Source organism: Nocardioides sp. OK12, from assembly GCF_024341885.1.
Classification (GTDB): domain Bacteria; phylum Actinomycetota; class Actinomycetes; order Propionibacteriales; family Nocardioidaceae; genus Nocardioides; species Nocardioides marinisabuli.
In genome coordinates, this window is the sequence record NZ_BNET01000007.1 from 140,981 (window position 1) to 167,733 (window position 26,753).

22 protein-coding genes are annotated in these 26,753 nt (G+C 74.5%); 5 read left to right on the forward strand and 17 right to left on the reverse strand.

What is annotated here, in order from left to right:
* Positions 1-5 precede the first annotated feature (5 nt).
* The 6 genes from recA to OCU29_RS17850 all read right to left on the reverse strand — a co-directional run bounded on the left by recA (position 6) and on the right by OCU29_RS17850 (position 4,845).
* Entirely contained in the window at positions 6-1,055 is a 1,050-nt protein-coding gene (gene recA, locus OCU29_RS17825; RefSeq protein ID WP_261820970.1) for a recombinase RecA, read from the reverse strand.
* Between the two features lie 182 nt (positions 1,056-1,237).
* On the reverse strand, positions 1,238-1,696 hold the full coding sequence (locus OCU29_RS17830) for a hypothetical protein (protein WP_261820971.1): 459 nt from the start codon (positions 1,694-1,696) through the stop codon (positions 1,238-1,240).
* On the reverse strand, positions 1,693-2,874 hold the full coding sequence (locus OCU29_RS17835) for a molybdopterin-dependent oxidoreductase (protein WP_179616313.1): 1,182 nt from the start codon (positions 2,872-2,874) through the stop codon (positions 1,693-1,695). Before OCU29_RS17835 ends, OCU29_RS17830 begins: the two co-directional genes overlap by 4 nt.
* Entirely contained in the window at positions 2,871-3,518 is a 648-nt protein-coding gene (locus OCU29_RS17840; protein ID WP_261820972.1) for a bifunctional 2-polyprenyl-6-hydroxyphenol methylase/3-demethylubiquinol 3-O-methyltransferase UbiG, read from the reverse strand. The genes OCU29_RS17835 and OCU29_RS17840 overlap by 4 nt, the downstream gene beginning before the upstream one ends.
* Positions 3,515-4,192 carry a DUF2064 domain-containing protein gene (locus OCU29_RS17845; RefSeq protein ID WP_261820973.1) on the reverse strand — a complete coding sequence of 226 codons (678 nt, stop codon included), beginning with the start codon at positions 4,190-4,192 and terminating at the stop codon, positions 3,515-3,517. Before OCU29_RS17845 ends, OCU29_RS17840 begins: the two co-directional genes overlap by 4 nt.
* Positions 4,189-4,845 (reverse strand): glycosyltransferase family 2 protein, encoded by a 657-nt coding sequence (locus OCU29_RS17850; RefSeq protein WP_261820974.1) that lies wholly within the window; start codon positions 4,843-4,845, stop codon positions 4,189-4,191. Before OCU29_RS17850 ends, OCU29_RS17845 begins: the two co-directional genes overlap by 4 nt.
* Positions 4,846-4,906: 61 nt before the next feature.
* Here OCU29_RS17850 and OCU29_RS17855 point away from each other — a divergent pair, with 61 nt between their 5' ends.
* Complete coding sequence (locus tag OCU29_RS17855) at positions 4,907-6,283, forward strand: hypothetical protein (RefSeq protein ID WP_261820975.1); 1,377 nt, start codon at positions 4,907-4,909, stop codon at positions 6,281-6,283.
* Positions 6,284-6,313: 30 nt separating this feature from the next.
* Here OCU29_RS17855 and OCU29_RS17860 read toward each other — a convergent pair whose 3' ends face one another.
* The 7 genes from OCU29_RS17860 to OCU29_RS17890 are packed head-to-tail and all read right to left on the reverse strand — an operon-like array spanning position 6,314 to position 12,143.
* Positions 6,314-7,357, reverse strand: a complete 1,044-nt coding sequence (locus tag OCU29_RS17860) for an NAD(P)-dependent oxidoreductase (RefSeq protein ID WP_261820976.1) — start codon at positions 7,355-7,357, stop codon at positions 6,314-6,316.
* On the reverse strand, positions 7,354-8,154 hold the full coding sequence (locus OCU29_RS17865; RefSeq protein ID WP_261820977.1) for an S-methyl-5'-thioadenosine phosphorylase: 801 nt from the start codon (positions 8,152-8,154) through the stop codon (positions 7,354-7,356). The genes OCU29_RS17860 and OCU29_RS17865 overlap by 4 nt, the downstream gene beginning before the upstream one ends.
* A 5-nt stretch (positions 8,155-8,159) precedes the next feature.
* Positions 8,160-9,446 (reverse strand): MFS transporter, encoded by a 1,287-nt coding sequence (locus OCU29_RS17870; RefSeq protein WP_261820978.1) that lies wholly within the window; start codon positions 9,444-9,446, stop codon positions 8,160-8,162.
* Entirely contained in the window at positions 9,443-9,637 is a 195-nt protein-coding gene (locus OCU29_RS17875) for a DUF3046 domain-containing protein (protein ID WP_179616307.1), read from the reverse strand. The genes OCU29_RS17870 and OCU29_RS17875 overlap by 4 nt, the downstream gene beginning before the upstream one ends.
* A gap of 18 nt (positions 9,638-9,655) precedes the next feature.
* A complete protein-coding gene (locus tag OCU29_RS17880; RefSeq protein WP_261820989.1) occupies positions 9,656-10,420 on the reverse strand; it encodes an ABC transporter permease in 765 nt (254 codons plus the stop codon).
* Positions 10,420-11,220: an ABC transporter permease gene (locus tag OCU29_RS17885; protein WP_261820979.1), complete on the reverse strand. Its 801-nt coding sequence runs from the start codon at positions 11,218-11,220 to the stop codon at positions 10,420-10,422. The genes OCU29_RS17880 and OCU29_RS17885 overlap by 1 nt, the downstream gene beginning before the upstream one ends.
* Positions 11,217-12,143: an ABC transporter ATP-binding protein gene (locus OCU29_RS17890; protein WP_261820990.1), complete on the reverse strand. Its 927-nt coding sequence runs from the start codon at positions 12,141-12,143 to the stop codon at positions 11,217-11,219. The genes OCU29_RS17885 and OCU29_RS17890 overlap by 4 nt, the downstream gene beginning before the upstream one ends.
* 144 nt (positions 12,144-12,287) lie before the next feature.
* Between OCU29_RS17890 and OCU29_RS17895 the strand changes: the two genes are divergently transcribed.
* The 3 genes from OCU29_RS17895 to OCU29_RS17905 all read left to right on the forward strand — a co-directional run bounded on the left by OCU29_RS17895 (position 12,288) and on the right by OCU29_RS17905 (position 18,340).
* Positions 12,288-12,791 carry a GNAT family N-acetyltransferase gene (locus tag OCU29_RS17895; RefSeq protein ID WP_179616305.1) on the forward strand — a complete coding sequence of 168 codons (504 nt, stop codon included), beginning with the start codon at positions 12,288-12,290 and terminating at the stop codon, positions 12,789-12,791.
* A 64-nt stretch (positions 12,792-12,855) separates the two neighbouring features.
* Complete coding sequence (locus OCU29_RS17900) at positions 12,856-17,508, forward strand: ATP-dependent helicase (protein WP_261820980.1); 4,653 nt, start codon at positions 12,856-12,858, stop codon at positions 17,506-17,508.
* Positions 17,501-18,340: a DNA-formamidopyrimidine glycosylase family protein gene (locus tag OCU29_RS17905; protein ID WP_179616303.1), complete on the forward strand. Its 840-nt coding sequence runs from the start codon at positions 17,501-17,503 to the stop codon at positions 18,338-18,340. Before OCU29_RS17900 ends, OCU29_RS17905 begins: the two co-directional genes overlap by 8 nt.
* On the opposite strand, the gene OCU29_RS17910 is transcribed toward OCU29_RS17905, so the two are convergent.
* From OCU29_RS17910 to OCU29_RS17920, 3 genes are all read right to left on the reverse strand, one after another.
* Complete coding sequence (locus OCU29_RS17910) at positions 18,297-22,175, reverse strand: M12 family metallo-peptidase (RefSeq protein ID WP_261820981.1); 3,879 nt, start codon at positions 22,173-22,175, stop codon at positions 18,297-18,299. The genes OCU29_RS17905 and OCU29_RS17910 overlap by 44 nt on opposite strands.
* Before the next feature lie 188 nt (positions 22,176-22,363).
* Positions 22,364-22,693 (reverse strand): helix-turn-helix domain-containing protein, encoded by a 330-nt coding sequence (locus OCU29_RS17915; protein ID WP_179616301.1) that lies wholly within the window; start codon positions 22,691-22,693, stop codon positions 22,364-22,366.
* A gap of 59 nt (positions 22,694-22,752) precedes the next feature.
* Positions 22,753-23,271: a CinA family protein gene (locus tag OCU29_RS17920; protein ID WP_261820982.1), complete on the reverse strand. Its 519-nt coding sequence runs from the start codon at positions 23,269-23,271 to the stop codon at positions 22,753-22,755.
* Between the two features lie 32 nt (positions 23,272-23,303).
* Between OCU29_RS17920 and OCU29_RS17925 the strand changes: the two genes are divergently transcribed.
* Positions 23,304-25,082 carry a glycoside hydrolase family 15 protein gene (locus OCU29_RS17925; RefSeq protein ID WP_261820983.1) on the forward strand — a complete coding sequence of 593 codons (1,779 nt, stop codon included), beginning with the start codon at positions 23,304-23,306 and terminating at the stop codon, positions 25,080-25,082.
* A 457-nt stretch (positions 25,083-25,539) separates the two neighbouring features.
* Here the strand turns inward: OCU29_RS17925 and OCU29_RS17930 are convergent.
* The coding region (locus OCU29_RS17930) for an HNH endonuclease signature motif containing protein (protein WP_261820984.1) at positions 25,540-26,753 on the reverse strand (1,214 nt) is incomplete at its 5' end.

Here is a 26,753-nt window from a genome sequence, read left to right on the forward strand (position 1 = left end):
CCGGCTCAGAAGTCGTCGACGCCCACCGGGTCGGCCGCGGCGGGCGCCTCGGCGTCGACCTGCGGGCCGACGCCCAGCTTCTCGAGGATCTTCTTCTCCAGCTCGTTGGCCAGGTCGGGGTTGTCGCGCAGGAAGGTCCGCGCGTTCTCCTTGCCCTGGCCCAGCTGGTCGCCGTCGTAGGTGTACCAGGCACCGGCCTTGCGTACGAGGCCCGCCTCGACGCCGACGTCGATCAGGCCGCCCTCGCGGCTGATGCCCTTGCCGTACATGATGTCGAACTCGGCCTGCTTGAACGGCGGCGCGACCTTGTTCTTGACGACCTTGCAGCGGGTGCGGTTGCCGACCATGTCCTGGCCGTCCTTGAGCGTCTCGATGCGGCGCACGTCGAGGCGCACCGAGGAGTAGAACTTCAGCGCGCGACCACCGGTGGTGGTCTCGGGCGAGCCGAACATCACGCCGATCTTCTCGCGCAGCTGGTTGATGAAGATCGCGGTGGTGCCGGAGTTGTTGAGGGCACCGGTCATCTTGCGCAGCGCCTGGCTCATCAGGCGGGCCTGGAGGCCGACGTGGCTGTCGCCCATCTCGCCCTCGATCTCGGCGCGGGGCACCAGCGCCGCAACCGAGTCGATGACGATCAGGTCGAGCGCGCCCGAGCGGATCAGCATGTCGGCGATCTCGAGCGCCTGCTCACCGGAGTCGGGCTGGGAGACCAGCAGGGCGTCGGTGTCGACACCGAGATTCTTGGCGTACTCGGGGTCGAGGGCGTGCTCGGCGTCGATGAAGGCCACGATGCCGCCGGCGCGCTGGGCGTTGGCCACCGCGTGCAGGGCGACCGTCGTCTTGCCCGAGGACTCCGGGCCGTAGATCTCCACCACGCGCCCGCGCGGCAGGCCACCGAGGCCCAGCGCCACGTCGAGGGCGATCGAGCCCGTCGGGATCACCTCGAGGGGGGCGCGCGTCTCGTCACCGAGGCGCATCACCGACCCCTTGCCGAACTGCTTCTCGATGTTGAGCAGTGCGGCGTCGAGCGCCTTGTCGCGGTCTGCACCAGCCATGATGTCTCCGTCCGTGGGCGGCGCCTGCGGCACCGCGGTCGTTCCAGTTGTCTGTCGTCGTGGCCGACGCTAGAGGGGCCCACCGACAAGCCCGGACCTGTCGACCCGGGCCTGTGGAGAACGGTGTCCCGCACGCCACCTGTACGACCACAGTATGCCGAACACCTGTTCGAGGTGGGACGTCAGGCCGGCGTGTCGCCGCCGCGTCGCGTGCGCCGGGTCACCAGCACGCGGGCCGCCACCACCAGCAGCACGAGCACCACCAGCCCCGCGAGCACCAGCCAGCCGGCGACGTAGTCGCGGTCGAGCAGGGTCTCGTTGGTCGGGTCGGTGCGCCGCCCGAACCCGCCCAGCACCGGCACCGCCACCAGCGTCAGGCTGCCCAGCACCACGCCCCCGGCCGCCACCGGGCCCCGCGCCACGCGCGGCACCAGGCGGGCCAGCACGAACCCGGCCACCACGAGCACCGCCGCCAGCAGCACGTCGTGCACCAGCACCGCGCCGCCGGCCCACACGGCCGCGTCGAGCACGTCGGCCGGCTCGCGGCGCGACCACAGCAGCCAGGCGCCGTACGCCGTCACCGCAGCACCGAGGGCCCCGAGCACCAGGCGCCCCGGGCCCACCGCGCGCACCCCGCTCACGTGCGCACCTCGATCGTGCCCAGCCACTTGGTCTGGAGCACCCCGGGACGGTTGGGGGCGATCAGCCGGGCCGGGTAGCCGTGGTCGATGTCGAGCTCCTCCCCCGCCAGCCCCAGGGCAACCAGGGTGCGGTCGTCGTCGGCGAAGTTCGCCGGCAGCAGCGTCACCCGGAAGGGCCCGGACTCCTGCAGCGAGCGGAGGACGACCTCGGAGCCCGGGGGCGCCTCGACCAGGTCGAGCAGGTCGCGCAGGCGCACCCCGCTCCAGGTGCCCGAGGCGCTCCAGCCCTCGACGCACGCGATCGGCAGCTCCTCGCTGCGCTGCGGCAGCGCCAGCAGGTCCTCGCGGGTCAGCGACACGCTGCGCGCGCCGTTGACGACCTCGAGGCGGTAGCCGGGGTCGCGCGCCAGGTCGGTGACGCCCGCGTCCTCCGCGGTCTTGTTGACGGGCACGCCCTGCGGGCCCTCGCCCGAGCGGACGGCCAGGACCGAGACCCGGCGCAGCCACGGCACGGTCGAGCCCGCCGTCGCCAGGACCACCGCCCCGGTGGCCACCCAGGTCGCACGCAGCAGCCCGCGGCGGCTCAACCGGCCCTCGTGGTCGCCGTGCTCGCTGCGGTCGTGGGTGGTGTCGTCGACGTCGTGGCCCAGCGCGTGCCGGATGACCGGCAGCTTCACCGCGACGTGCAGCACCAGGGCCCCGATGGCGATCCAGGCCATCGCGTAGTGGGTGGAGCGGAAGGAGAACGCCCAGGGGTACCAGTGGCTGACGTTCTGCAGCCCGGTGACGAGCAGGAAGAGCGCGGCCCCCACGAGCAGCAGGATGGACAGGCGCTCGGCGAGCTCGACGACCAGGCGCCGCAGCCGCAGCGAGGGCCGGGCCAGCAGGAGCGGGTAGACGGTCCAGAGCTTGACCAGCAGCAGCGGCACCGCGGCGGTGCCGCTGATGACGTGCAGGCCCTGGGTGAGGCGGTAGCCCCAGGCCGGGCTGGTCGGGAAGGGCACCGGCTGGGACGGGTTCTGCGCGTAGTGGCTGACCAGGCCGGTGAGGAAGGCCACGGCGAAGCAGACGCCGAGCACGGTGCCCACCCGCGCCGAGACCGCTGCGCTGCGCAGCCGCGAGGAGAACGACGTCTCGTCGGGCAGTGCCGCCGGGCTCGGCAGCCGCGGCGGGGTCATCGGTCGGCCTGCAGCACCGCGGCCCAGCGCCGCCCGCTGCCGACCGACCGGCACGACTCGACCCGCAGGCCTGCCCGCGCGGCGACGTCGTGGACGTCGTCGACGCCGAGCACCGACCACAGGAACGGTCGGCTGCGCGCCTCGCCGGTCTCGAGGCTGACCCACCGGGTGCTCAGCGCCACCCCGGGCGCCGCCACCTCGACCACGACGCGGCCACCGGGGCCGAGCAGCGCGCCCGCCCGGCGCAGCAGCGCCACCGGGTCGCCACCGATGCCGACGTTGCCGTCGGCCAGCAGGGCCGTGTGCCACCGCCCCTCGCCGGGGAGGTCGTCGTAGAGGTCGCGCAGCATGGCCAGCGCCCCGCGACGCCTGGTCTGCTCGACGGCCTCGGGCACCACGTCGATGCCGAGCACGGCGTGGCCCAGGCGCGCCAGGGCCGCGGCCATCCGACCGGGCCCGCAGCCGATGTCGAGGGTGGGGCCCTGGCACAGGGCGAGGAGGGCCAGGTCGTCGGCGTCGGCCTCCCGGGTCCACTCGCCCATCGGCAGGTCGGAGGGCCCGCCGTCGAGGCCCACCACCCGGCAGGGCGTGCCCTGCAGCGCCATCGCGAAGACGCTGGTGAAGGGCTCGTCGCGCACGCTCACGGCGCCACCAGCCCCCGCCACGCGCCGGCGAACCGGCTGCCGGGGGCGATCTCGCCCAGCACGGCCTCGGCGTCGTCGACCGTGTCGACGTCGCGCAGCACCCGGGTGCCGCCCACGGACAGCCCGGCGCCCTCCAGCGCCGCCCGCGTGTCGTCGTACGTCGTCGGGGTGGACATCTCGACGCCGGCCAGCACGCTGGCGGCGGCCGGGTCGCGCAGGGCGAGCACCCACCAGCCGCCGTCGTCGGCGGGCCCGAGCACGGCGTCGTGCGTGGCGAGCGGTGCGGCAGCGTCGAGCAGCAGCCCGGCGGTGACCTGGGGGGTGTCCATGCCCACCTGGACCACCGGGCCGGGTCCGCTGGCGGCCACCGCGGCGTGCGCGTGGGCGAGGCGCTCGTCGAAGCCGTCGCCGACCTGGGCGGTGGTGCGCCATCCGCGGGTGGCAGCGAGGATCTCCTCGCCACGCACGGCCCCCGTCAGGTCGCCGGCGAGGCTGAGGTGGCAGTGCTCGTCGCCGACGGCGGCGCTGGCCGCCTCGAGGGTGTCGAGCAGGCAGGCGGCGGCGACCTCGGCGGCCACGTCGTCGCCCACGTCGGCACCGAGGCGGGTCTTGACGCGACCCGCGACCGGGGCCTTGGCAACGACCAGGACCCGCAGCGGCGCCCCGCCGGTCACGAGAGCACCCGCCAGAAGTCGCGGGCGGTGCGCAGGGTCCCCTTGACCGAGCCGGAGACCTTCGAGCGGGTGCCCTCGGCGCGGGGGTGGTAGGCGACGTCGTGCTCGCTGACGCGCCAGCCGGCCAGCGTGAGCTTCTGCAGCAGCTCGACGGGGTAGCCGAAGCGACGGTCCTCGACGCCGAGGTCGAGCAGCGCCTGCCGGCGGGCGACCCGCATGGGGGCGATGTCGTGCGCGTCCATCGCGATCCTCCGTCTCAGCCAGGCGACGATCAGAGCGTTGCCCATCCGCGCGTGCCAGGGCCACACCCCCCGGGTGACCGGTCGGCGCCGCCCCACCGCGACGTCGGCCCGCCCGGAGACCACGTCGTCGAGCAGCACCAGCAGCTCGTCGGGGTCGAAGCTGCCGTCGCCGTCCATGAAGGCGACGTAGTCGTGGGTGGCGGCGAGCAGGCCGGCGTGGACCGCGGCGCCGTAGCCCGGCACGCTCTCGTGCACCACCGTGGCCCCCAGCCGCGCGGCGACCTCGGCGGTCGCGTCGCGCGAGCCGTTGTCGACGACGACGACCGCGAACTCGGACGGCACGCGGGGCAGCAGCGCCTCGAGGGCGGGCGCCTCGTCGCGGCAGGGCAGGACGAGGTCGGCGAGGGGCATGGCTGGGAGCCTAGACGGGCGCGTCCCACCCCCCTCGTGGCCGCGCCTCTAGGGTCTGGGCATGCCCACCCGAGCCACCGAGCCCGCCCAGCGCTCCCGCGCCGCCTCCACGGGGCTCGTGCTGACGCTGGTGCTGGTCGTGGCGGCCTTCGCGCTGCCGGTCCTGCTCGACTGGGAGACCTGGAGCCGGGCGAGCCGCTCGGCGCACCCGTGGGCCTCACCGCCGCTGCACGGCTTCTGGGACCCCAAGCTGCTCGGCCCCGGCACCGCCCCGGCCGTCCTGGTCGGCGTCGTCGGGCTGGGTTGGTTCCCCCGCTTCGCCGCGACGGCGTCGTGGGGCCGGCTGCTCGTGGCGTCGTACGCCGTCGCGCTGGCGTGGATGCTCTCGCTCGCGTTCGTCGACGGCACCGAGGGCGTCGCCCGGGTGCTCGACCACTCCTCGGAGTACCTGCCCAGCGCCCGCGAGGTCGACGACGTGCCGGAGATGCTGCGCACCTACGTCGACCGGATCCCCTACAGCCACCCCGACAACTGGCCCACGCAGGCGGCCGGCCACCCGCCGCTGGCGCTGCTGTTCTTCGTCGGGCTGGTGCGTGTGGGCCTGGGCGGCTCCTTCGCCGCCGGCATGGTGGTCACGCTCGTGGGCGCCACGACGGCGCTGTCGGTGCTGGCGCTGCTGCGCACCCTCGACGCGGAGGCGCTGGCACGCCGCGCGGCCCCCTTCCTGGTCCTCTCCCCCACGGCCGTCTTCATGGCCGTCTCGGCCGACGCCGTCTTCACCGCCGTCACCGCGGCCGGGCTCGCCCTGCTGGCCCGCGGGGCGGTGGCCGGCGGCCGGGCCTGGATCGGCTGGTCGGCGGCCGCCGGCCTCGTGCTGGGCTGCAGCGTGCTGCTCTCCTACGGCATGGGGCTGATGGGCGCGGTCGCCCTCGCGGTCCTCGTCGCGGCCCGCTCGTGGCGCCCGCTGCCCGTGGCCGTGCTCGCCGCGCTGGTGCCGGTGCTGGCGATGGCCGCGGCCGGCTTCGCGTGGTGGGAGGCCTACCCGGTGCTCACCGAGCGCTACTGGGACGGCATCGCCGGCGACCGGCCGGCCTGGTACTGGATGTGGGGCAACCTGGCCGCGCTCGCGGTCAGCGCCGGACCGCTGGTGGGCGCCGCGCTGGCCCACGCCGGCGCCCGGGCGCGGCTGCTGCGCGACGACGCGCTGGGGCCGGGCACCCGCACCGTGGCCGTGCTGGTGCTCGGGGCGGTGGTCGCGATCGCGGTCGCCGACCTGTCGCGGATGAGCAAGTCGGAGGTCGAGCGGATCTGGCTGCCGTTCATGCCGTGGCTGACCATCGCCGCGGCCCTGCTGCCCGGCGCCTGGCGGCGCTGGGGCCTGGGGCTGCAGGTGGGCTGGGCGCTGGTGGTCCAGCACCTGCTCTACACGTCCTGGTGAGGAGGCCCGGTGCCCCCCTCGGGCCTCCCCTCAGTCGCGCAGCGGCGCGGTGGCGAAGGCGGGCAGCCCCTCGTCGGGGTGCACGCTCGCGGTGAAGCCGAGCTCGTCGGTGGCCCGCTGGGGCGAGGCCACGACGTGCCGCACGTCGCCGAGACGGTAGCCGCCGGTCACCTCGGGCTCGATGTCGCTGCCGGTGCCACGCGCGACGAGGGCCGCGACGTCGCGGATGCCTACCGGGTGGCCCGAGGCCACGTTGTAGGCCCGGTGGTGCCCCTCGGGCGCCTCGCGGACCGCGTGCAGCGCCGCCACGTTGGCCCGGGCCACGTCGTCGACGTGCACGAAGTCGCGCACCTGGCGTCCGTCCTCGAAGACCTGGGGCGCCTCGCCGCGCTCGAGCGAGGAGCGGAACATCGCCGCCACCCCGGAGTACGGCGTGTCGCGGGGCATCCGCGGGCCGTAGACGTTGTGGTAGCGCAGCGACACCGCGGCGGCGCCGGCCTGGCGCACCCAGGCGATGGCGTAGTGCTCCTGGGCGACCTTGCTGGCGGCGTAGCTCGACCGCGGCTCGAGCCGGGCGTCCTCGTCGACCAGCGCCCAGCCCAGCGGCTCGCCGCACACCGGGCAGGGGTTCTCGAAGCGGCCGGCCTCGAGCGCCTCGCGGGGGCGGGTGGCCGGCACCTGCTCGCCGTGCTCGGGGCAGGTGTAGCGGCCCTCGCCGTAGACGACCATGCTCGAGGCCTGCACCAGCCGGTGCACCCCTGCCTCGTGCATCGCCGCGAGCAGCACGGCGGTGCCGAGGTCGTTGTGACCGGCGTAGAGCGGCAGGTCGGCGACCGTGACGCCGGCGCCGACCATCGCCGCCTGGTGGCACACGACGTCGACGCCGTGCAGCAGGTCGCCCCAGCCGTCGGCGTCGCGCACGTCGAGCTGGTGGGTGCCCTCGGGTGCGGCGCTGGCGCCGTGCGCCTTGTCGAGCATCAGGTCGACGCGCACCACCTCGTCACCGTCGGCCTCGAGCCGCTCGGCGACCGCGCCGCCGATGAAGCCGGCCGAGCCGGTCAGCAGGACCTTCACAGCCCGGGCACCTGGTAGGTGAGCTCCACGTCGTCCGCCCAGGTCGAGCAGGAGCAGCCCTCGGGGTCGGGCAGCGCTTCGATGGCGGCGCTGAGCAGGCCGGTGAGCCGCTCGAGGTTGGCCTTGAACCGCGCGAAGACCTCGGCCTGGCCGACCCCCTCGCCGTTCTCGGCCCCCGCATCCATGTCGGTGACCAGCGCGATCGGGGTGTAGCACTGCAGCATCTCGCGGGCCAGCGCCGCCTCGGGGTGCCCGGTCATGTTGATCAGCGACCAGCCCTGGTCGGCGTAGTGGCGCGACTCGGCGCGGGTGGAGAAGCGGGGGCCCTCGACGATGACCATCGTGCCGCCGTGGCGCACGTCGTCGGCCGCGCCGGTCACCGCGCCGGCCAGGCGGTCGCAGTAGGGGTCGCCGAAGGGCAGGTGCACCGCGCCGCCCTCGACGTACGACGGCACCCGGCGGTAGGTCCGGTCGACCATCTGGTCGGGCACCACCACGTCGCCGGGGGCGACCTCGTCGCGCAGCCCGCCGACGGCGCAGGGGGCCAGCACCTGGCGCACGCCCAGCGAGCGCAGCGCCCACAGGTTCGCGCGGTAGGGGATGGTGTGCGGCGCGTACTCGTGGGCGGTGCCGTGGCGGGGCAGGAAGGCCACCCGCCGGCCGGCGACCGTGCCGATCGAGACCGGCGCCGAGGGGTCGCCGTACGGCGTCTCGACCCGGACGGTCTCGGGGTCCTCGAGGAAGGAGTAGAAGCCGGTGCCGCCGATCACGGCGACGTCAGCACGCGTCTCGTTCATGGCGCTCACTCTGTCAGGTCCGGCAGGGCGCCCGGGCCCGCCACGGGGGTGAGGCGGTGCGCGGCGACCCCGGCGCCGAGGACGGCCAGGGCCAGCACGACGGAGGCGAGCGACAGCGCGGGGTAGCCCGCCAGCGCGACCACCACCCCCGCCAGGCCGCCGCCGGCGGCGGCCACCAGGTTCATCACCAGGTCGGCGGAGCCCTGCACGTCGGCGCGCGCCCCGAGGGGCGCGTGGTCGGCGATCAGCGTCGAGGCCGCGACGGTGGCGAACGACCAGCCCAGCCCGAGCAGGAAGAGCCCCCCGAAGATCTGCGGCGAGGAGCCCTCGGGCGCGGCGGCCGAGAGCACCAGCGCCACGACGAGGACGACTCCCCCGGCGCCCAGGGTGACCGGGCGACCGGCGGTGTCGGCGAGCCAGCCCACCAGCGGCGCGAAGGCGAACATGCCCAGCACGTGCACGCTGATGACGACACCGATCACCCGCAGCTCGGCCCCGCCGTGCTCCATGTGCAGCGGCGTCATCACCATCACCGCGACCATCGCGGCGTGCGCGCCCGCGAGCGCCACGACCGCGGCCAGCAGGACCGGGCGCTCGCGCACCGCGGCCCCCACGCGGCTCCAGGAGGTGCCGGCCGGCACCTGCCCCGCGGTGCCGGCGACCTCGCGGGCCAGCAGCAGCGGGTCGGGGCGCAGGAAGGTGCTGACCACGGCGGCGGCCAGCAGCATCCCCACGCTGCCCAGCGCGAACGGGCCGGTCAGCTCGGGGAGGCCCAGCCAGCGCGCCAGCGCCGCTGCCGGGCCGGTCAGGTTGGGCCCGGCGACCGCGCCGATGGTGGTCGCCCACACCACGACAGCGAGGGCCCGGCCGCGCTGGGCGGGCCCGGCGAGGTCGGTGGCGGCGTACCTGGCGGCGTTGTTGGCCGCCGTCGTCGAGCCCAGCAGCACCGCGCCGACCAGGAGCAGCAGCATCGAGCCGATGCTGCCGGCGACCACGGCGAGGACCGCCCCGGTGGCCCCCAGCAGGTAGCCGGTCGTCAGGCCCGGGCGGCGCCCGCGCACCGCCATCACCCGCGCCAGCACGTACGACGCCAGCGCCGCGCCCAGCACCTGGAAGGTCTGCGCGAGGCCGGCCTGCCCCTCGCTGCCGGAGATGTCGCGCGCCAGCAGCGAGGCGGTGGCGATGCCGATGGTGATGCCGACCGCACCGACGGCCTGGGTCAGCACCAGGGTCGCGACCGTGCGGCGCTGCGCGGCCGCTGTCGTGGACGACTGCGGGACGACCCCGGTCACCGGTAGCGCTCGGGCAGCTCGAGGGCGCGCCAGACCGCGGCCCAGACCTGCTTGGGCGGGACGCCCGCGTCGAGCGCCTGCCGGGTGGTGCGGCTGCCGAGCTCCTGGAGCACGAACAGCTCGGCCCACGAGCCCGCCGACTCCCTGCCCAGCGCCTCGTCGAGCCGTGCCCAGAACTCCGTGTGCCTCACGGGCTCATTGTGCGTGGCTCAGGTCAGCAGGAGCGAGTCGAGCCGCCGGCGGGCGACCAGCAGGCCGACCAGGCCCATCGCGACCAGGTAGACCACCGAGACCGCGGAGTCCCACGAGACGGCACCGGTGGTGAGCTCGCGGCACAGCACCACGCCGCGGTAGAGCGGCGTCGCCTCCACCACCCACCGCAGCACCCCCGGGTAGGTCGTGACCGGGAAGAAGGTCGCCGAGAACAGGAACATCGGCAGCGTGGTCAGGGTCACCAGCTCGAAGTCCTGCCACGAGCGCATGAAGGTGGTCAGGGCCATGGCCACGGCCCCGAACGCCAGCCCGATGAGCAGCGCCGCCGGCAGCACCAGCACCGCCCACCACGACGAGACCAGCCCCATCGCCAGCATCACCAGCAGGAAGCCCAGCGAGTAGAGGCCGCCGCGCAGCAGCGACCACGCCAGCTCGCCGCGGGCGATGTCGCTGGTGGTCAGCGGGGTGGCGAGCATCTGGTCGAAGAGCTTGGAGTACTTGAGCTTGAAGAAGAAGTTGAACGTCGAGTCGAGCACCGCGCCGTTCATCGCCGACGCGGCGAGCATGCCGGGGGCGACGAACTCGGCGTACGGGATCTCGCGGCCGCCGACCTCGAAGCCGCTGATCAGCGCGCCGACGCCGACGCCGATCGAGAACAGGTAGAGCACCGGCTCGAGGAAGCCGGTGGCGAAGATCCACCAGACCCTCCGGTAGGCCAGGAAGTTGCGCTGCAGGATGAGCCCGGTGCTCGCGGTCACCATCACTGGGCGAGCCTCCGGGTCAGGCGCCGCAGGGCCCACCACCAGCCGAGCGCCACGAGGGCGAGCAGGTAGCCCACGTGCACGAGCACCATCGACCAGTCGGGCACGCCCAGCACCAGCATCCGGGTCAGGTCGACGCCGTGCCACAGCGGCGTGGCGCGCGCCAGCGCCTCGAGGGGCGCGTCGAGGTTGGCGACGGGGAAGAAGGCGCCGGAGAAGAGGAACATCGGGATCATCCCGAGCCGGAAGACCAGCGCGAAGGCGGTCTCGTCGCGCAGCCCGGCGGCGAAGGCGTAGACCGGGGCCGCGAAGGCCATCCCGAGCAGCACCTGCACCACCAGCGCGGCCAGCACCCCGGGCAGCGACTCGTAGACCCCGAAGGGCGCGGTGACGGCCAGGAACACCGCCGCGGTGACGGTGACGCGGAAGGCCACGAAGCCCAGGTGGGCCAGCACGATGTCGGGCACGGCGAGCGGGGTGGCGGTCATGGAGTAGTAGGTCTTGTTCCACTTCACCATCGCCATCACCGGGTAGGTCACCTCGCCCACCACCGTGGTCATCGTGGTCGCCGCCACCATGCCCGGCACCACGAAGGCCAGGTACGTCGTCGCGCCCTCCAGCACCTCGGCGTCGGCCTCGACGAAGCCGCCCAGCAGGACGCCCATCGCCAGCACGTAGAGCAACGGTGTGACGAACGACGTCACGATGCTGCCGCGCCAGGTGCGGCGGTAGACGGTGGCCCAGTAGTCGACCAGCCGCAGGGCGCCGCCCAGGGTGCCGGTCGGTGCGCTGCTCGTCACTCGACCAGCGTCCGTCCGGTCAGGCGCAGGAACACGTCCTCCAGCGAGGCGCGCCGCACGAGCGTGGCCACCGGCTCCAGCCCGCGCTCGTGCACCTTGGCCAGGGTCTCCTCGCCGTCGCCGGTGTAGAGCAGCAACCGGTCGGGCAGCACCTCCACCCGCTCGGCGAGGTCGGCGACCCGCTCGACGAGCCGCTCGTGGCCCGCGCCGGGCTCGGCGACGCCGAAGCGCAGCTCGGCGACCTCGCGGGTCGAGTGCTCCCGGATCAGCTGCAGCGGCGACCCCTCGGCGACCACGAGGCCCTTGTCCATCACCACCAGCCGGTCGGTGAGCTGCTCGGCCTCGTCCATGTAGTGCGTGGTCAGGACCAGGGTGACCCCCTGCTGCTTGAGCCGGAAGAGCCGCTCCCACACCACGTGGCGCGCCTGCGGGTCGAGCCCGGTGGTGGGCTCGTCGAGGAGCAGCAGCTCGGGCGAGTTCACCAGCGAGCGGGCGATCGTCAGGCGGCGCTTCATGCCGCCCGACAGGCCCTCGACGCGCGCGTCGGCCTTGTCGGAGAGCTGCACGAAGTCGAGCAGCTCGGCGACGCGCTCGCGCACCTCGCGGCGCCCCATCCCGAAGTAGCGCCCGTAGACGTAGAGGTTGTCGCGCACCGAGAGCTCGGTGTCGAGGGTGTCCTCCTGGGGGCAGACCCCGATCCGGGCCCGGATCGCGGGGCCGTCGACCGCGGGGTCGAGGCCCAGGATCCTCAGCCGCCCGCTGGTGACGGGCGAGACGGCCGCGACCATCCGCATCGTCGAGGACTTCCCCGCCCCGTTGGGGCCCAGGAAGCCGAAGGCCTCCCCACGCCGCACGTCGACGTCGATGCCGCGCACGGCCTCGAACCCCTCGAAGCTCTTGCGCAGGCCGCGGGCCTCGATCATCGGGTCCGCGAGGGCGGCGCGGTCGGGCCGGGGGTCGCTCACGCCGTCACTCTAGGCACAACCAGCCGACCGGCCCGGACAGACACCGCGGCCCCGAGCGACTAGGTTCGCGCGGGTGGACCGCACCCCCGAGGAGACCGACTGATGGGCATCACCGACGACGCCTCCCGCCTGGCGACCCTCCACGTCGACGGCACGGCGTACGCCGTCACCCGCGCGCGGCGCGCCGACGTGCCGGCCCTGGTGGCGCTGCTGGCCGACGACGAGCTGGGCCGCGAGCGCGAGCACGCCGACCTCGAGCCGTACCTGCGCGCCTTCGCCCGCATCGACCGCTCCCCCGACCACCTGCTCGTCGCCGTGCGCTCGCCCCAGGACGAGGTCGTGGCCACGGTGCACCTGACGATGCTGCCGGGGCTCTCACGCGGCGCCACGCTGCGCCTGCAGGTCGAGGCGGTGCGCGTCGCGTCGGCGGTGCGCCACCTGGGGCTGGGCACCCAGCTGCTCGAGTGGGTCACCGGCTACGCCCGCAGCCACGGCGCGGGCATGGTGCAGCTGACCACCGACCGCTCCCGCGCCGGTGCGCGCCGGGTCTACGAGCGGCTGGGCTACGTCGCCTCGCACGACGGGATGAAGCTGCACCTGGGCTGAGGGCCCCGACGGGTGGGCCCTGAGGGTGGGCCCGGTTGTCGGTGGCGTGGGCCAGACTTGGCGGGTGCCCGACGTCGTCGCCCCCCACCGCGCGCTGGAGCGCTTCAGCGAGCCCACCCGCACCTGGTTCGCGGCCGCGTTCGCCGAGCCCACGCCGGCCCAGGAGGGGGCGTGGGAGGCGATCGGGGCCGGGCGCCACGCGCTGGTCGTCGCCCCGACCGGCTCGGGCAAGACGCTCAGCGCCTTCCTGTGGTCCATCGACCGCCTGCTCACTGACCCGCCGCCCGAGGACAAGCAGCAGCGCTGCCGGGTGCTCTACGTCTCCCCGCTCAAGGCACTGGCCGTCGACGTCGAGCGCAACCTGCGCGCGCCGCTGACCGGCATCCGCCACACCGCCTCGCGCCTGGGCACCGAGCTGCCCGAGGTGCGGGTCGGGGTGCGCTCGGGCGACACCAGCGCCGCCGACCGGCGCAAGATGGTCACCGCGCCGCCCGACGTCATGATCACCACCCCCGAGTCGCTGTTCCTGATGCTGACCTCGCAGGCCCGTGAGGCGCTGCGCGGGGTGCAGACGGTCATCGTCGACGAGGTGCACGCCGTGGCCGGCACCAAGCGCGGGGCCCACCTCGGGGTCTCCCTCGAGCGGCTCGACGCGCTGCTCGAGCGGCCCGCCCAGCGCATCGGGCTCTCCGCGACGGTGCGCCCGGTCGAGGAGGTCGCGCGCTACCTCGGCGGTACCGCGCCGGTCGAGGTCGTCTCGCCGCCCAGCGAGAAGCAGTGGGACCTCACGGTCGTGGTGCCGGTCGAGGACATGACCAGCCCCGGCGGCGCGTTCGACGACTCCGCCGACGGCGACGACGAGAGCGCCGGCGAGCGGGTCTCGAGCATCTGGCCGCACGTCGAGGAGCGGGTCGTCGACCTGATCGAGCAGCACAGCTCGACCATCGTCTTCGCCAACTCCCGCCGGCTCTCGGAGCGGCTGACCGCACGGCTCAACGAGATCGCGGCCGAGCGGGCCGGGGTGGAGCTTGCGCCCGGCGACAAGTCGGTCGACACCACCGCCGAGGGTGCCCCGGTGATCGCCAAGTCCCACCACGGCTCGGTCTCCAAGGAGCAGCGGGCGCTGATCGAGGACGACCTCAAGCGCGGGCGGCTGCCCGCCGTGGTCGCGACCAGCAGCCTCGAGCTCGGCATCGACATGGGCGCCGTCGACCTCGTGGTGCAGATCGAGTCGCCGCCCAGCGTCGCCAGCGCGCTGCAGCGGGTCGGCCGGGCCGGCCACCAGGTCGGCGAGGTCTCCCGCGGCGTGCTGTTCCCCAAGCACCGCGGCGACCTGGCCCAGACCGCGGTGGCGGTCGAGCGGATGCGCGCCGGCGCGATCGAGTCGCTGCGGGTGCCGACCAACCCGCTCGACGTGCTGGCCCAGCAGGTGGTCGCCGCCACCGCGCTCGAGCCGTGGGGCGTCGACGACCTCTTCGAGCTGTTCAAGCGCTCCGCGTCCTTCGCGGGGCTGCCACGCTCGGCGTACGACGGCGTGCTCGACCTGCTGGCCGGGCGCTACCCCAGCGACGAGTTCGCCGAGCTGCGCCCGCGCATCGTGTGGGACCGGGTCACCGGCGAGCTGACCGGCCGTCCGGGGGCGCAGCGGCTCGCGGTCACCAGCGGCGGCACCATCCCCGACCGGGGCCTCTTCGGGGTCTTCCTCGTCGGTGGCGAGGGGCCCGGGCGCCGGGTCGGCGAGCTCGACGAGGAGATGGTCTACGAGTCGCGCGTCGGCGACGTCTTCGCGCTCGGCGCGACCAGCTGGCGCATCGAGGACATCACCCACGACCGGGTGCTGGTCACCCCGGCGCCCGGCATCCCGGGGCGCCTGCCCTTCTGGAAGGGCGACAGCCTCGGTCGCCCCGCCGAGCTCGGCGAGGCGATCGGCGCCTTCACCCGCGAGCTCGGCTCGATGCCGCGGGCCAAGGCGGAGGCGCGCGCCCGGGCCAACGGGCTCGACGACTACGCCGCCGGCAACCTGGTCACCTACCTGCACGAGCAGCTCGAGGCCACCAACCTGCTGCCCACCGACACCACCCTGCTCGTCGAGCGCTTCCGCGACGAGCTCGGCGACTGGCGACTGGTGCTGCACTCCCCCTACGGCACCCCCGTGCACGCCCCGTGGGCGCTGGCCATCAACGCCCGCCTGCGCGAGCGGCTCGGCGTCGACGGCCAGGCGGTGGCCTCCGACGACGGCATCGTGATCCGCATCCCCGACACCGACGCCGAGCCCCCGGGCGCCGAGGTGTTCGTCTTCGAGCCCGACGAGATCGACGACCTGGTCACCCAGGAGGTCGGCGGGTCGGCCCTGTTCGCCTCGCGCTTCCGCGAGTGCGCGGCCCGGGCCCTGCTGCTGCCGCGCCGCGACCCCGGGCGCCGCTCGCCGCTGTGGCAGCAGCGCCAGCGCTCGGCGGCGCTGCTCGAGGTGGCCTCGCGCTACCCCTCGTTCCCGATCGTGCTCGAGGCGGTGCGCGAGGTGCTGCAGGACGTCTACGACCTGCCGAGCCTCATCGGCCTGATGCGCCGCGTCGACCGCCGCGAGGTCCAGGTCGCCGACGTGACCACCCACGCCCCCTCGCCGTTCGCCCGCAGCCTGCTCTTCGGCTACGTGGCCCAGTTCGTCTACGAGGGCGACTCCCCCATCGCCGAGCGCCGGGCCGCCGCGCTCGCGCTCGACCAGGGCCTGCTCGCCGAGCTGCTCGGGCGCGCCGAGCTGCGCGAGCTTCTCGACCCGGCGGTGCTCGAGGAGGTCGAGGCCGAGCTGCAGCGCCTCACCGACGAGCGGCGCGCCCGCAGCGCCGAGGGCCTGGCCGACCTGCTGCGCCTGCTCGGCCCGCTCTCGCGCGAGGAGGTGGTGGCCCGCTCGGTGCCCGACGCCGACGTCGACGCCTGGGCCGCCGAGCTGGTCGCCGCCCGGCGCGTGGTCGCGCTGCGGATGGGCGGCACGGAGCGCTGGAGCGCCATCGAGGACGTCGGCCGCCTGCGCGACGGACTCGGCGTGCCGGTGCCGCCCGGCACCCCCGACGCGTTCACCGACCCCGTCGACGACCCGATCGGCGACCTGGTCTCGCGCCACGCCCGCACGCACGGGCCCTTCACCGTCGACGACGTGGCCGCGCGCCTGGGCCTGGGCTCGGCCGTGGTGCGCCAGACCCTGCAGCGCCTGGCCTCCCAGGGGCGGGTGCTCGACGGCGAGTTCCGCCCCTCCGGCGCGGGCACCGAGTGGTGCGACGCCGAGGTGCTGCGCAAGCTGCGCCGCCGATCGCTGGCGCGGCTGCGCAAGGAGGTCGAGCCGGTCGAGCCCGACGCGCTCGGTCGCTTCCTCGGGGCCTGGCAGCACGTCTGGGCCGCCGCGCCCTCCGCGGGCGGTCGGGCGGGCGGTGCCCGCGGCGGGCTGCGCGGGGTCGACGGCGTCCTGTCGGCCATCGACCAGCTGGCCGGCTGCCCGGTCCCGGCCTCGGCGCTCGAGCCGCTGGTGCTCGCCGCCCGGGTCCGCGACTACGAGACGTCGTACCTCGACGAGCTGACCGCCTCGGGTGAGGTGGTGTGGGCCGGCCACGGCACGCTGCCGGGCTCCGACGGCTGGGTCTCGCTGCACCTGGCCGACTCCGCCGACCTGACGCTGCCCGAGCCGCAGGCGCCCGAGCACTCCGAGGCCGGCCAGGCGGTGCTCGACGCGCTGGCCGGCGGCGGCGCCTACTTCTTCCGCCAGCTCGCCGACGCGGTGCGCGGCGCCGGGGTGGAGGTCACCGACCAGGCGTTGTCGGCCGCGCTGTGGGAGCTCGTGTGGGCCGGCCGGGTCAGCAACGACACGCTCACGCCGCTGCGCGCGCTGACCCGCACCGGCACCGCCAGCCACCGCACCCGGCGTCCCCCGCCGCGCGCCCGCATGGGCTCGCCGCGGATGGCCTCGACCACCGGGGCCGGGGGCCGGCTCGCGACGGCGCGCACCGGCCCCCCGGAGACCGCCGGCCGGTGGTCGCTGCTGCCGGGCGTCGACCCCGACCCGACCAGGCGCGCCCACGCCGTCGCCGAGCGGCTGCTCGACCGCCACGGGGTCGTGACCCGCGGGGCCGTGGTGAGCGAGCGGGTGCCGGGCGGCTTCGCGGCCGTCTACAAGGTGCTCTCGGCCTTCGAGGACACCGGTCGCTGCCGGCGCGGGTACTTCGTCGACGGGTTGGGCGCCGCCCAGTTCGGCACCGCCGGCGCGGTCGACCGGCTGCGCACCTTCGCCGACGGGGCCGTGGGCGCCGAGACCGGCGCGCTCCCGGGGGCCGAGCAGGAGCCGGTGGCGATCGCACTGGCGGCCACCGACCCCGCCAACCCCTACGGCGCGGCGCTGGGCTGGCCCGCGCGGGAGGAGTCCGAGAGCGGCCACCGGCCCGGCCGCAAGGCGGGGGCGATGGTGGTGCTGGTCGACGGGCGCCTGGTGCTCTACGTCGAGCGCGGCGGGCGCACGCTGCTGACCTGGAGCGAGGAGCCCGCGCTGCTCGGCCCAGCCACCGCCGCCCTGGCCGAGGCCGTGGGTCGCGGGGCGCTGGGCCGCCTCACCGTCGAGAAGGCCGACGGCGAGCAGCTCCTCGGCCGGGGTGACACCCCGCTGCGCGAGGCGCTGACCTCCGCCGGCTTCGTCTCCACCCCGCGCGGGCTGCGGCTCAGGAGCGGTCGTGCCTGAGGGCGACACCGTCTACCGGGCCGCCCGGCTGCTTGACCGGGCGCTGGCCGGCCACGTGCTGACCGTCGCCGAGCTGCGGGTCCCCCAGCACGCGACCGCCGACCTGGTGGGCTCGCGGGTCGAGGGCACCGTCTCGCGCGGCAAGCACCTGCTGACCCGGCTGCACCCGCCCGTCGGTCCCCCGCTGACGCTGCACACCCACCTGAAGATGGAGGGCGCGTGGCGCGCCCTGGCTCCCGGTCGGCGCTGGCCGCGCCCCGCCTACCAGGCGCGGGCGGTCCTCGGCGACGACACCGTGACCACCGTCGGCTTCTCCCTGGGCGTGGTCGAGCTGCTGCCGACCGCCGACGAGCACGAGGTGGTGGGCCACCTGGGCCCCGACCTCCTGGGTCCCGACTGGGACGAGGAGGAGGCGCTGCGCCGGCTGCGCGAGGAGCCCGAGCGCGAGGTCGGCGACGCGCTGCGCGACCAGACCAGGCTCGCGGGGCTCGGCAACATGTACGTCGCCGAGCTGTGCTTCGTCTCCGGGCTGCACCCGCGGCTGCCGGTCGGCGACGTGCCCGACCTGGCGCGCGCGGTGCGCCGGGGCCGCCAGATGCTCCAGCTCAACAAGGAGCGGGCCGTCCAGTCGACCACCGGTGACCTGCGGGAGCGCGAGCGCACCTGGGTCTACCGGCGCGAGCGGTCCCCCTGCCGGCGCTGCGCGACCTCGATCCGGGTGGACCGCCAAGGCCCACCCGGACGCGAGCGCGCGATCTACTGGTGCCCGCGCTGCCAGCCCGAGCCGGTCACACCCCCGCGTCGCGGACCGGGCGGGCCGGCGCCGCGCTGATGACGCCGACGCCCTCGATCTTGACCGTGCGGTTGCGCAGGGTCTTGATCGTGAGGCGACCGGTGAGCGGGCTGCTGCTCTCGACGACCTTCACCACCGCACCGTTCTTGGTCCGCGAGCGCGCCAGGTTGGCCTTCTTGAGCTTCTGGCCGTCGAGGAACACCCGCACCCGGCCGTGGTCGGGGGCCTTGGTGGCCACCAGCACGATCGAGGTCGCGCGGGTCACGTCGAGACCGAGCACCTCGGCGCGCCGGTCGCTGCGCAGGAACCGCTTGTCGTAGTAGCGGCCGCCGCGGCGCAGCGTCCAGCCCTCGGTCTCCTCGGTCAGGCGGTCGGCCGAGAACGGGGTCCCGAAGGTCCGGGTCGCCGGCGTCGGGTCGGTGGCCCCGCCCTCGCCGCGGGCGGCGGCGCTGAAGCGGTGGGTGCCCTGGGTCAGGCCGTCGAGCGTGACCTCGCCGTCGGCGCAGTCGACCCCCACCCCGTCGAGGGTGCATTCGTAGGTGACCCCCTCGGTGTCGGAGGAGAGCTCGAAGGTGACGGTGTCCGTGCGGGGGAAGGAGCCCTCGCCCGGGCCGCTGCTGATCGTGGTGCCGGGCGCGGCGGCGTCCTCGGTGAGGAGCGTGACGACCGTGTCGTCGGAGCGCTCGTCGCGGGCGAAGCGGTCCACGAGCGTGGTGCCCACCGTGTACGACGTGGCGGCCCCGTCGACGTCGAGCAGCGCGCCGCACGCCGCGGAGCCCGAGGCGTCGGGGGTGTCGGTGCACAGCACCTCGCCGTTGTCGCGGTCGACGAAGGCCACCCGGGCCAGGCCCAGGTCCCCGGGCTCGCCGTCGGCGGCCTGGCTAACGGTCGCGCTCAGGGCGACCGGCTGGGGGTCCTGGGTGGCCCGCACGGTGGTGGGCCCGGTGTAGGCGACGGTCGCGTCCTCGGGCAGGACCGTGACCTCCAGCGGCGCGGAGACCTGCTCGGCCGCCGGTGCCGTGCCGGCGGTGGCGGTCAGGGTCACGGTCTGCGCACCGACGGGCCCGGTGACCGGGCCGTCGACCTCGAAGCGGGCCGTGCCGGGGCGGACGCCGTCGGCGCTGGCCGAGACCAGGGTCGCGCCGAGGCCGGCGAGCCCCGTGACGTCGAGCGCGAGCTGGTCGCCGTCGGTGCCGGCGGCGCTGAGCCGCACCTCGACGGGGGCGTCGAGGGAGTCGCTGTACTGGACCTCCACGGCGCTCGAGGAGGCGCTCAGCTCCAGCGACGGCTCGATGGCGAAGTCGGCGTCGTCGACGTCGAAGAAGTAGTTGTCGACCGCCTCGACCCGCACCCGGGCGCGCTCGGTGCGCTCCTGGGGCCAGGTGACCTGGTGGCTGCCGTCATTGGCGGTGCTCTGGGCGAGCACCGTGGGGAAGGTCAGGCCGCCGTCGGTGGACAGGCTGATCCGCACCTGGGGTGCGTAGGCGGCCGCGTCGGTGCCGTTGACGGCCCAGGTGACGGTGCCGGTGCTGCCGCCGACCACGTCGGCCGGCTGGGAGGCGACCTGGAGCGGGCCGGCGGAGCCCACGGTGAGCACGACGTCGTCGTACTGGGTGCCGCCGCCGGTCGGGAACTGGTCGCGCGCCGTCAGCCGGAAGCGCATCGTGCGCGCGGCGGTGGGCAGCAGCTCGGAGTAGCAGTCCAGGACCGCCGGCTCGACCACGTCACCGGTGACCGCGGGGCACGACCCGGTGGCGGCGTTGGTGGTGCCGGCGACGACCTGGGCCAGGTCGGGGAAGGTGCGCGAGGGGCTGGTCGTGGCCAGGTTCTGGCCCGGCGACTCGTACTCCAGCGACTCCTCCAGCGACACGTCGGCGGAGGTGCCGAACACCCGGAACAGCGGGCCGGAGGTGCGGCCGCTGCTGGTCAGCGCGGTGCCGGTGGTGCCGCCCGTGTCGTTCTGCTCCCACAGGTAGAGCAGCTCGTCGCCGTCGACGTCGGTGGCCGAGCCGGTGAGGGTGAAGGGCGTGCGGACCGGGATCGTCCGGTCGGCCGGCGCGGTCACCGTCGGGGCGTGGTTGGTGGTGACGCTGGTCGTGGAGCCCTGGTTGGTCGCGGGACCACCCTCGACCGGCACGCCGACGTACGCCGACAGCGGGTCGCCGCCGGCGTCGCTCACGTCGGTGACGACGATGCGGGGGTGGTCGGTGGCGTCGGGCCACCGCACCGTGAAGCCGCCGTCGTTGAGGCTCAGCGCAGAGCCGTCGTAGCCCGCGACGCTCACGTTGGCGCCCGTCAGGGTGCGCATCTGCTGGGTCACGTTGAGGACGTTGTAGGAGGCGGTGCCGCGCACGATCGAGGCCACCCGGCCCTGGTAGCGCAGGTTGACGGTGTCGCCGTTGGTGTCGAAGCCGTCGAAGGTGAGCGTCTGCTCCTCGCTGAAGCTGCTCGGGGCGGCGGTGACGTGGGCGGTGAACTCGTCGATGGTGCGCTGGGAGAAGTAGGGGTCGGTGTGCGGCTGCAGGTCGTCGGTGTCGCAGATGCCGGCGTAGGCCATCACCGACGAGCCCGAGCCCGGCTCGACCGAGGTGCCCTGGTTGCGGTTGAGCCCCGAGCAGGCGCCCTCGGCGCCGTCGAAGGTGTGGTTGCCGGCGAACTGGTGACCCATCTCGTGGGCCACGTAGTCGACGGCCATGAAGTCGCCCTCGGGGAACGGCAGCCCGGTGCAGCCGCCGGCCTTGAGCTGCTCGCCCACCACGCCGAGGTAGGCCACGCCGCCCCCGTTGATGCCGAGCATGATGTGGCCGATGTCGAAGCGGTCGGCCCCGATGATCTGGCCGGTGACGAAGATGTTGCGGTCGAGCAGGGTGCCGGTGCAGCCGCCGGTCTCGGGGTCGAGGTCGGCCGGGTCGAAGCAGGCGCTCTCGCCGCACGGCCCGTCGGGCTCGGTGGCCTTGGCGGCGGTGTCGAGGTTGAGGTCCTCGCTGCCCTCGACCATCTCGAGGTGGATGGCCATGTCGTCGTTGTAGATCTGGTTGACCCGGTTCATCAGCGTGGCCTTCTCGGCCAGCACCACCTGCGGGTCGCCCGGCTGGCCGTCGGTGCCGAAGTAGGCGGCGTACGCCGGGTCGGTGACCAGGGCCAGGGCGTAGGTGCGCCGGGTGACCGCCGCACCGGGCTCGGTGCGCGCCTGGGCGGCGGCCGTGGGCGCCACGCCGGTGTCCTCGAGCAGGGACTCGACGAACGGCGACTCCTCGAGGTGCGGGGTCTCGGGCAGGGCCGAGCGGTGGTAGCTCAGGTGCTCGGTGGTGCCGGGAGCGGTCACCACGGGGTCGAGGTACCAGGTGTCGCGACCGGCCAGGCCGCGCACCGAGGCGTGCACGCCCATCGGCGTGACGTCGAGGCGCACCGTGCGGGTCGGGTCGTCGGACTGACGGCCGGCGAAGGTGCGGATCTCGGGGTGGGCCGCCTGGAGGCCGCTCTGCAGGACCGGGTCCTCGACCACCTCGAAGGCCCGGGTGGTGCCGTCGGGGTCGGGCAGCCGGACGACCAGCGGCTCGGCACCTCGGCGCGCGGCGCGCGGGGAGGGCGCCTGGGCCAGCCGGGCCCCGAGCGCGGCGACGTCGACGTCGTAGGCGCTGAACTCCTCGGGGCGCACGCGCACGGGGGCGTCCACGCCGTCGGGCAGGGCGAAGCCCGTCAGCTCCTCGAAGAGCCCACCGGCGACGACCGTCGAGGCGACGGACACGGAGTGCGAGGCCCCTGACATCCCTGACCCCGGTGAGGCGGAGGCCGGCGGCTGGGCGGCGCCGACCCCGAGGGCCAGCGCCCCCGCCGTCAGCACGCAGGGCAGGGTCATGGAACGACGACGCATGGAGTCCTCTCGTCAGCGGCGCGCCCGGCGACGCGCTCGCAGCGACGACCCCGAGGAGCCGCCAGTCCGACAACGAGGCACCAGTCCACCCGGTCACGCGTGACCAGGTGGGAGATCGCACCGATCCGGCGTCGAGCCGGCCAGTTTTTACCGTGGCGCCGCGACGGGACGCCGGAGGACCCGCCTGCTCAGGCGGCGGAGGCGACGACGTCGTCGCGGGAGCGGCCGGCGGCGGCGCTCGCGGCGGCCGGACGCGGCACGATCGGGGTGGCGGCGCTCAGCGCCTCCTCGAGGGCCACCGCGTCGGAGACCGAGCGCAGCACCGACGACAACGGCACGTCGAGCGCGCCGCACAGCGAGGCCAGGAGCTCGGAGGAGGCCTCCTTCTGGCCGCGCTCGATCTCGGAGATGTAGCCGAGGCTGACGCGCGCCTGCGCCGAGACCTCGCGCAGGGTCATCCCGCGCTCGACGCGCTGCGCGCGGAGCACGTCGCCGAGCAACCGACGAAACAGCACCATGCGGATCTCCTGACTGCGAGTGCCCGACCTCGGAGGTCCGGCGTTCGTGGGGGCCAACACTAGCGGAGCACCCGTTCTTCCCCGCCACACCCTTCCAGGATGTCGGTGAGCACCGACACCGCTGCCGCACAGGAGTCGCGGCGCACCTCGGCGCGCCCGCCGTCGAGCTGCAGGCGCACCGACCGGAGCACCCCCGGCCCCGCGACCCCGACGAAGACCGTGCCGGCCGGGTGCCCCTCCTGGAGGTCGGGGCCCGCGACCCCGGTGGTGCTCAGCGCCCACGTCGCACCGGTCGCCGCGAGCGCTCCCCCGGCCATCGCCTCCGCGCAGGGCGCCGACACGACGCCGTGCTCCACGACCAGCTCGGCGGGCACACCGAGCAGCCCCTGCTTGAGCTCGGTGGCGTAGGTGACCAGGCCGCCGACGTACGTCGCGGAGGCGCCGGGCACGTCGGTGAGGAGCCCAGCGAGCAGCCCGCCGGTCAGCGACTCGGCGGTCGCCAGCGTCTCCCCGCGCGAGCGCAGGACGGCGTGCAGCGCCGCCGCTGGGCGCTCCGCCCGGTCGTGCTCTTCGTCCATGCAGGTGAGCGTGGCACACGTAGTGTCACGGCATGGCTCTGCGCATCGAGGACTACGCCCTCATCGGCGACCGGCGCACCGCCGCCCTGGTCGGCAGCAACGGATCGATCGACTGGTTGTGCCTGCCCCGCTTCGACTCCGCCGCATGCATGGCGGCCCTGCTCGGCACCGAGGAGCACGGGCACTGGCAGATCGAGCCGGAGGGCGACTACGAGACCAGCCGCCGCTACCTGTCCGCGTCGTCGGTGCTCGAGACGACCTTCCGCACCGAGACCGGCACGGTGACCCTGACCGACCTGATGCCGCGCGGCGACGGGCGCGCCGACCTGGTGCGCCGCATCCGCGGCGTGGAGGGCACGGTGCGGCTGTGCCTGCAGTGGCGGGTCCGGATGGAGTACGGCGAGGTGACCCCGTGGGTGCGCCGCGAGGAGATCGGCGGCGAGAAGGCCATCACCGCGGTCGCGGGACCCGACCGGCTGGTCCTGCGCGGCCCCCGGATGCCCGAGGCGCGCGACCACACGCACAACGACGAGTTCGACGTCGAGGCCGGCGACGAGCTGACGTACTCGATGACCTGGGTGCCCTCGCACAGCCGGCTCGACGAGCTCGGCGACCTCGAGGACCGCATCCGCGAGACGATCGACAAGGACGAGGACTGGGCCCGGTTGTGCCGCACCGACCTGCGTCACCCCGAGGCGGTCAAGCGCTCGCTGCTGACCCTGCGGCTGATGACCCACGAGGCGACCGGTGGCATCGTGGCGGCGCCGACGACGTCGCTGCCCGAGACCTTCGGCGGCTCGCGCAACTGGGACTACCGCTACTGCTGGCTGCGCGACGCGGCACTGACCCTGGGCTCGCTGCTCGAGGCCGGCTACACCGACGAGGCGATGCTGTGGCGTGACTGGCTGCTGCGCGCGGTGGCCGGCGACCCGCACGACCTGCAGGTGATGTACGCCGTCGACGGGTCGCGGCGCCTGGTCGAGCACGAGCTCGAACACCTGCCGGGCTACGAGGACTCGCTGCCCGTGCGCATCGGCAACGGTGCCGTCGACCAGCTGCAGCACGACGTGATCGGCGAGGTGATGGACGCCCTCGAGAAGGTCCGCCAGGTGATGGACGAGCCCGACGCGAACGCGTGGGAGCTGCAGAAGGCCCTGCTCTCGAGCCTGGCCGAGAACTGGCACGAGCCCGACTGCGGCATCTGGGAGATGCGGGGCGACCTGCAGCACTTCACCCACTCCAAGGCGTTGGTGTGGGTGGCCTTCGACCGGGCCGTGCGCGCGGTCGAGGAGCACGGTCTCGAGGGGCCCGTCGAGGAGTGGCGGCGACTGCGCGACGAGGTGCGCGAGCAGGTCCTGACCCGCGGCTACGACGAGGAGCGCGGCACCTTCACCCAGCACTACGACACCGACGAGGTCGACGCCTCGCTGCTCGTGCTCGCCTCCTTCGGGCTCGTCGACGGCGACGACCCGCGGATGCTCGGCACGATCAAGGCGGTCGAGGAGGACCTGCTGCGCGACGGCCTGGTGCTGCGCTACCGCACGAGCTCGGGGGTCGACGGCCTCGACGGCGACGAGCACCCGTTCCTGGCCTGCTCCTTCTGGCTGGTCGAGGCCTACGCCGCCGCAGGCCGCCTCGACGACGCCACCGCCCTCTACGACCGCCTGGTCGGCCTGGCCAACGACGTCGGGCTCTACGCCGAGGAGTACGACCCCGCCACCGGGCGCATGGTCGGCAACTTCCCCCAGGCCTTCAGCCACCTGACCCTCACCCAGGCCGCCTTCGCGCTCGCCCGCCACGGCGCCGGCTGACGCCTCCCCCGGACGAGCCGGCGCCCGCTCACGCCGTACGCCGCCCCGTTGGTCGAGCGCCGAGTCGGCTCGTTCGAACCAGCCGAGTCGGCGCCAGTTCCCGGCGTACGACGAGCCGTTGGTCGAGCAGCAAGGAGCGCCAGCGACGCGCGTCGCCGAGACCCCGCAAGAACCGCGCCGGCCTCGCCGTACGCCATGGGGTCACCAGGTTTCAACGGTCGCTCGACCCACGCTGCTCAACCAACGAAGGGCCGTACGACGCTCCGTTGGTCGAGCAGCAAGGAGCGCCAGCGACGCGCGTCGCCGAGACCCCGCAAGAACCGCGGGGACCTCGCCGTACGCCGTGGGGTCACCGGGTATCGACGGTCGCTCGACCCACGGCGGTACGCCGAGTCGGCTCGTTCGAACCGGCCGGCTCGCGTGTACGCCGTCCTACTCGTCAACGGAACAGTTGGGTCTAGGTGCGGTGGTGGAAGGTGACCTGGTTGTCGGCGCCGATGTCGACTTCGTAGTCGGGGTCGTGGATACGCCGGTGGTGGTACGGGCACAGCAGGCGTCCGCGGGCCAGGTCGGTGAGGCCGTGGTGGGCCCAGGGGTCGTCGTGGTGGGCGTGGCACATCGCGGGTGGTGCGTCGCAGCCCTTGGCGGTGCAGCCGCCGTCGCGGATGCCCATCGCGATGCGCTGGGTCTTGGTGAAGAACCGCTTCGCCCGGCCCACATCGAGGGGTTTGCTATCCCCGTCCAGGACGACGGGCACGATCTCGGCCTCGCACGCCAACCGCCGTGCGTCGCCAGCGGAGATCCGGCCGCCGGTGTCGAGCGCAGCCGCCGCCAGCCCACCCTGCAGCGAGGCGAGGGTCATGGTGACGACCACGGTCGCGTTGACCCCACCGGCGCGGGGCAGTCGCTTGGGGTCGAGTCGTTCGATGAGCTCGACGAACGCATCGCCCAGCCGCCGCGCGGTGGGCCGGCGTACCGGCTCCGGTGCCTCGTCCGTGCCTGCCCGGTTGGCGATCTGGTGCTTGGGGGCAGCGAACGCCATCAGGGCCTTCTCGAGCATCTGCCCGACCAGGGTCGGGACGGTGAAGGACCCCCTGATGCGGCCGTGGCCATCCTCACGCATCCGGAACACCGACGACTTCTCGGCCTCGCGTTCCTCGCGGTCGAGCAGCTCGGCCTCCCAGGCCTCACCGACCTCGGGTGCGACGACGTCGAGGATGCGGCGCCCCAGCACCCGCAGCGCTTTCGCGTCGTGCACCTGCGCGAACTCGACCAGCGCTGTCGTGGCCTCCTCGAGGACCGCCGCCTCGAGGTCGTCGGGCAACGCATCCAGCGACGTACAGATCACCGAGGCCTGCTCCGCGACCAGGTCCCCGCGACCAAGCGCTTCGCGCACCAGCACGTGACGGGTCAGGCCCTCGGCGAGGCGTACCTGGCGGAACGACTCGCGCTTGGTCGACCTGGTGACGTTGGAGTGCCACACCGCCAACGACGGGGAGGCGTTGCGCTCCTGCACCGCGACGGTATCGGCGTGCTCCAGCAGCCGGGACTGCACTGCGGCCAGCCGTGCCTGGAGCCGCGAGGCCTCCACGATCGCCTGCGCGGTCTCGGCCTGGCTCATCGACCAGGTAGACATCTCCGCGACCTCGTCCAGCACCGCGTGGGCCCGCG

Coding starts and splice junctions, on each gene's coding strand:
- recA (WP_261820970.1), bottom strand. CDS start 1,055: ATGGCTGGTGCAGACCGCGACAAGGCGCTCGACGCCGCACTGCTCAAC.
- OCU29_RS17835 (WP_179616313.1), bottom strand. CDS start 2,874: ATGACCCCGCCGCGGCTGCCGAGCCCGGCGGCACTGCCCGACGAGACG.
- OCU29_RS17850 (WP_261820974.1), bottom strand. CDS start 4,845: ATGCCCCTCGCCGACCTCGTCCTGCCCTGCCGCGACGAGGCGCCCGCC.
- OCU29_RS17855 (WP_261820975.1), top strand. CDS start 4,907: ATGCCCACCCGAGCCACCGAGCCCGCCCAGCGCTCCCGCGCCGCCTCC.
- OCU29_RS17865 (WP_261820977.1), bottom strand. CDS start 8,154: ATGAACGAGACGCGTGCTGACGTCGCCGTGATCGGCGGCACCGGCTTC.
- OCU29_RS17880 (WP_261820989.1), bottom strand. CDS start 10,420: ATGGTGACCGCGAGCACCGGGCTCATCCTGCAGCGCAACTTCCTGGCC.
- OCU29_RS17890 (WP_261820990.1), bottom strand. CDS start 12,143: ATGATCGAGGCCCGCGGCCTGCGCAAGAGCTTCGAGGGGTTCGAGGCC.
- OCU29_RS17895 (WP_179616305.1), top strand. CDS start 12,288: ATGGGCATCACCGACGACGCCTCCCGCCTGGCGACCCTCCACGTCGAC.
- OCU29_RS17910 (WP_261820981.1), bottom strand. CDS start 22,175: ATGCGTCGTCGTTCCATGACCCTGCCCTGCGTGCTGACGGCGGGGGCG.
- OCU29_RS17915 (WP_179616301.1), bottom strand. CDS start 22,693: ATGGTGCTGTTTCGTCGGTTGCTCGGCGACGTGCTCCGCGCGCAGCGC.
- OCU29_RS17920 (WP_261820982.1), bottom strand. CDS start 23,271: ATGGACGAAGAGCACGACCGGGCGGAGCGCCCAGCGGCGGCGCTGCAC.
- OCU29_RS17925 (WP_261820983.1), top strand. CDS start 23,304: ATGGCTCTGCGCATCGAGGACTACGCCCTCATCGGCGACCGGCGCACC.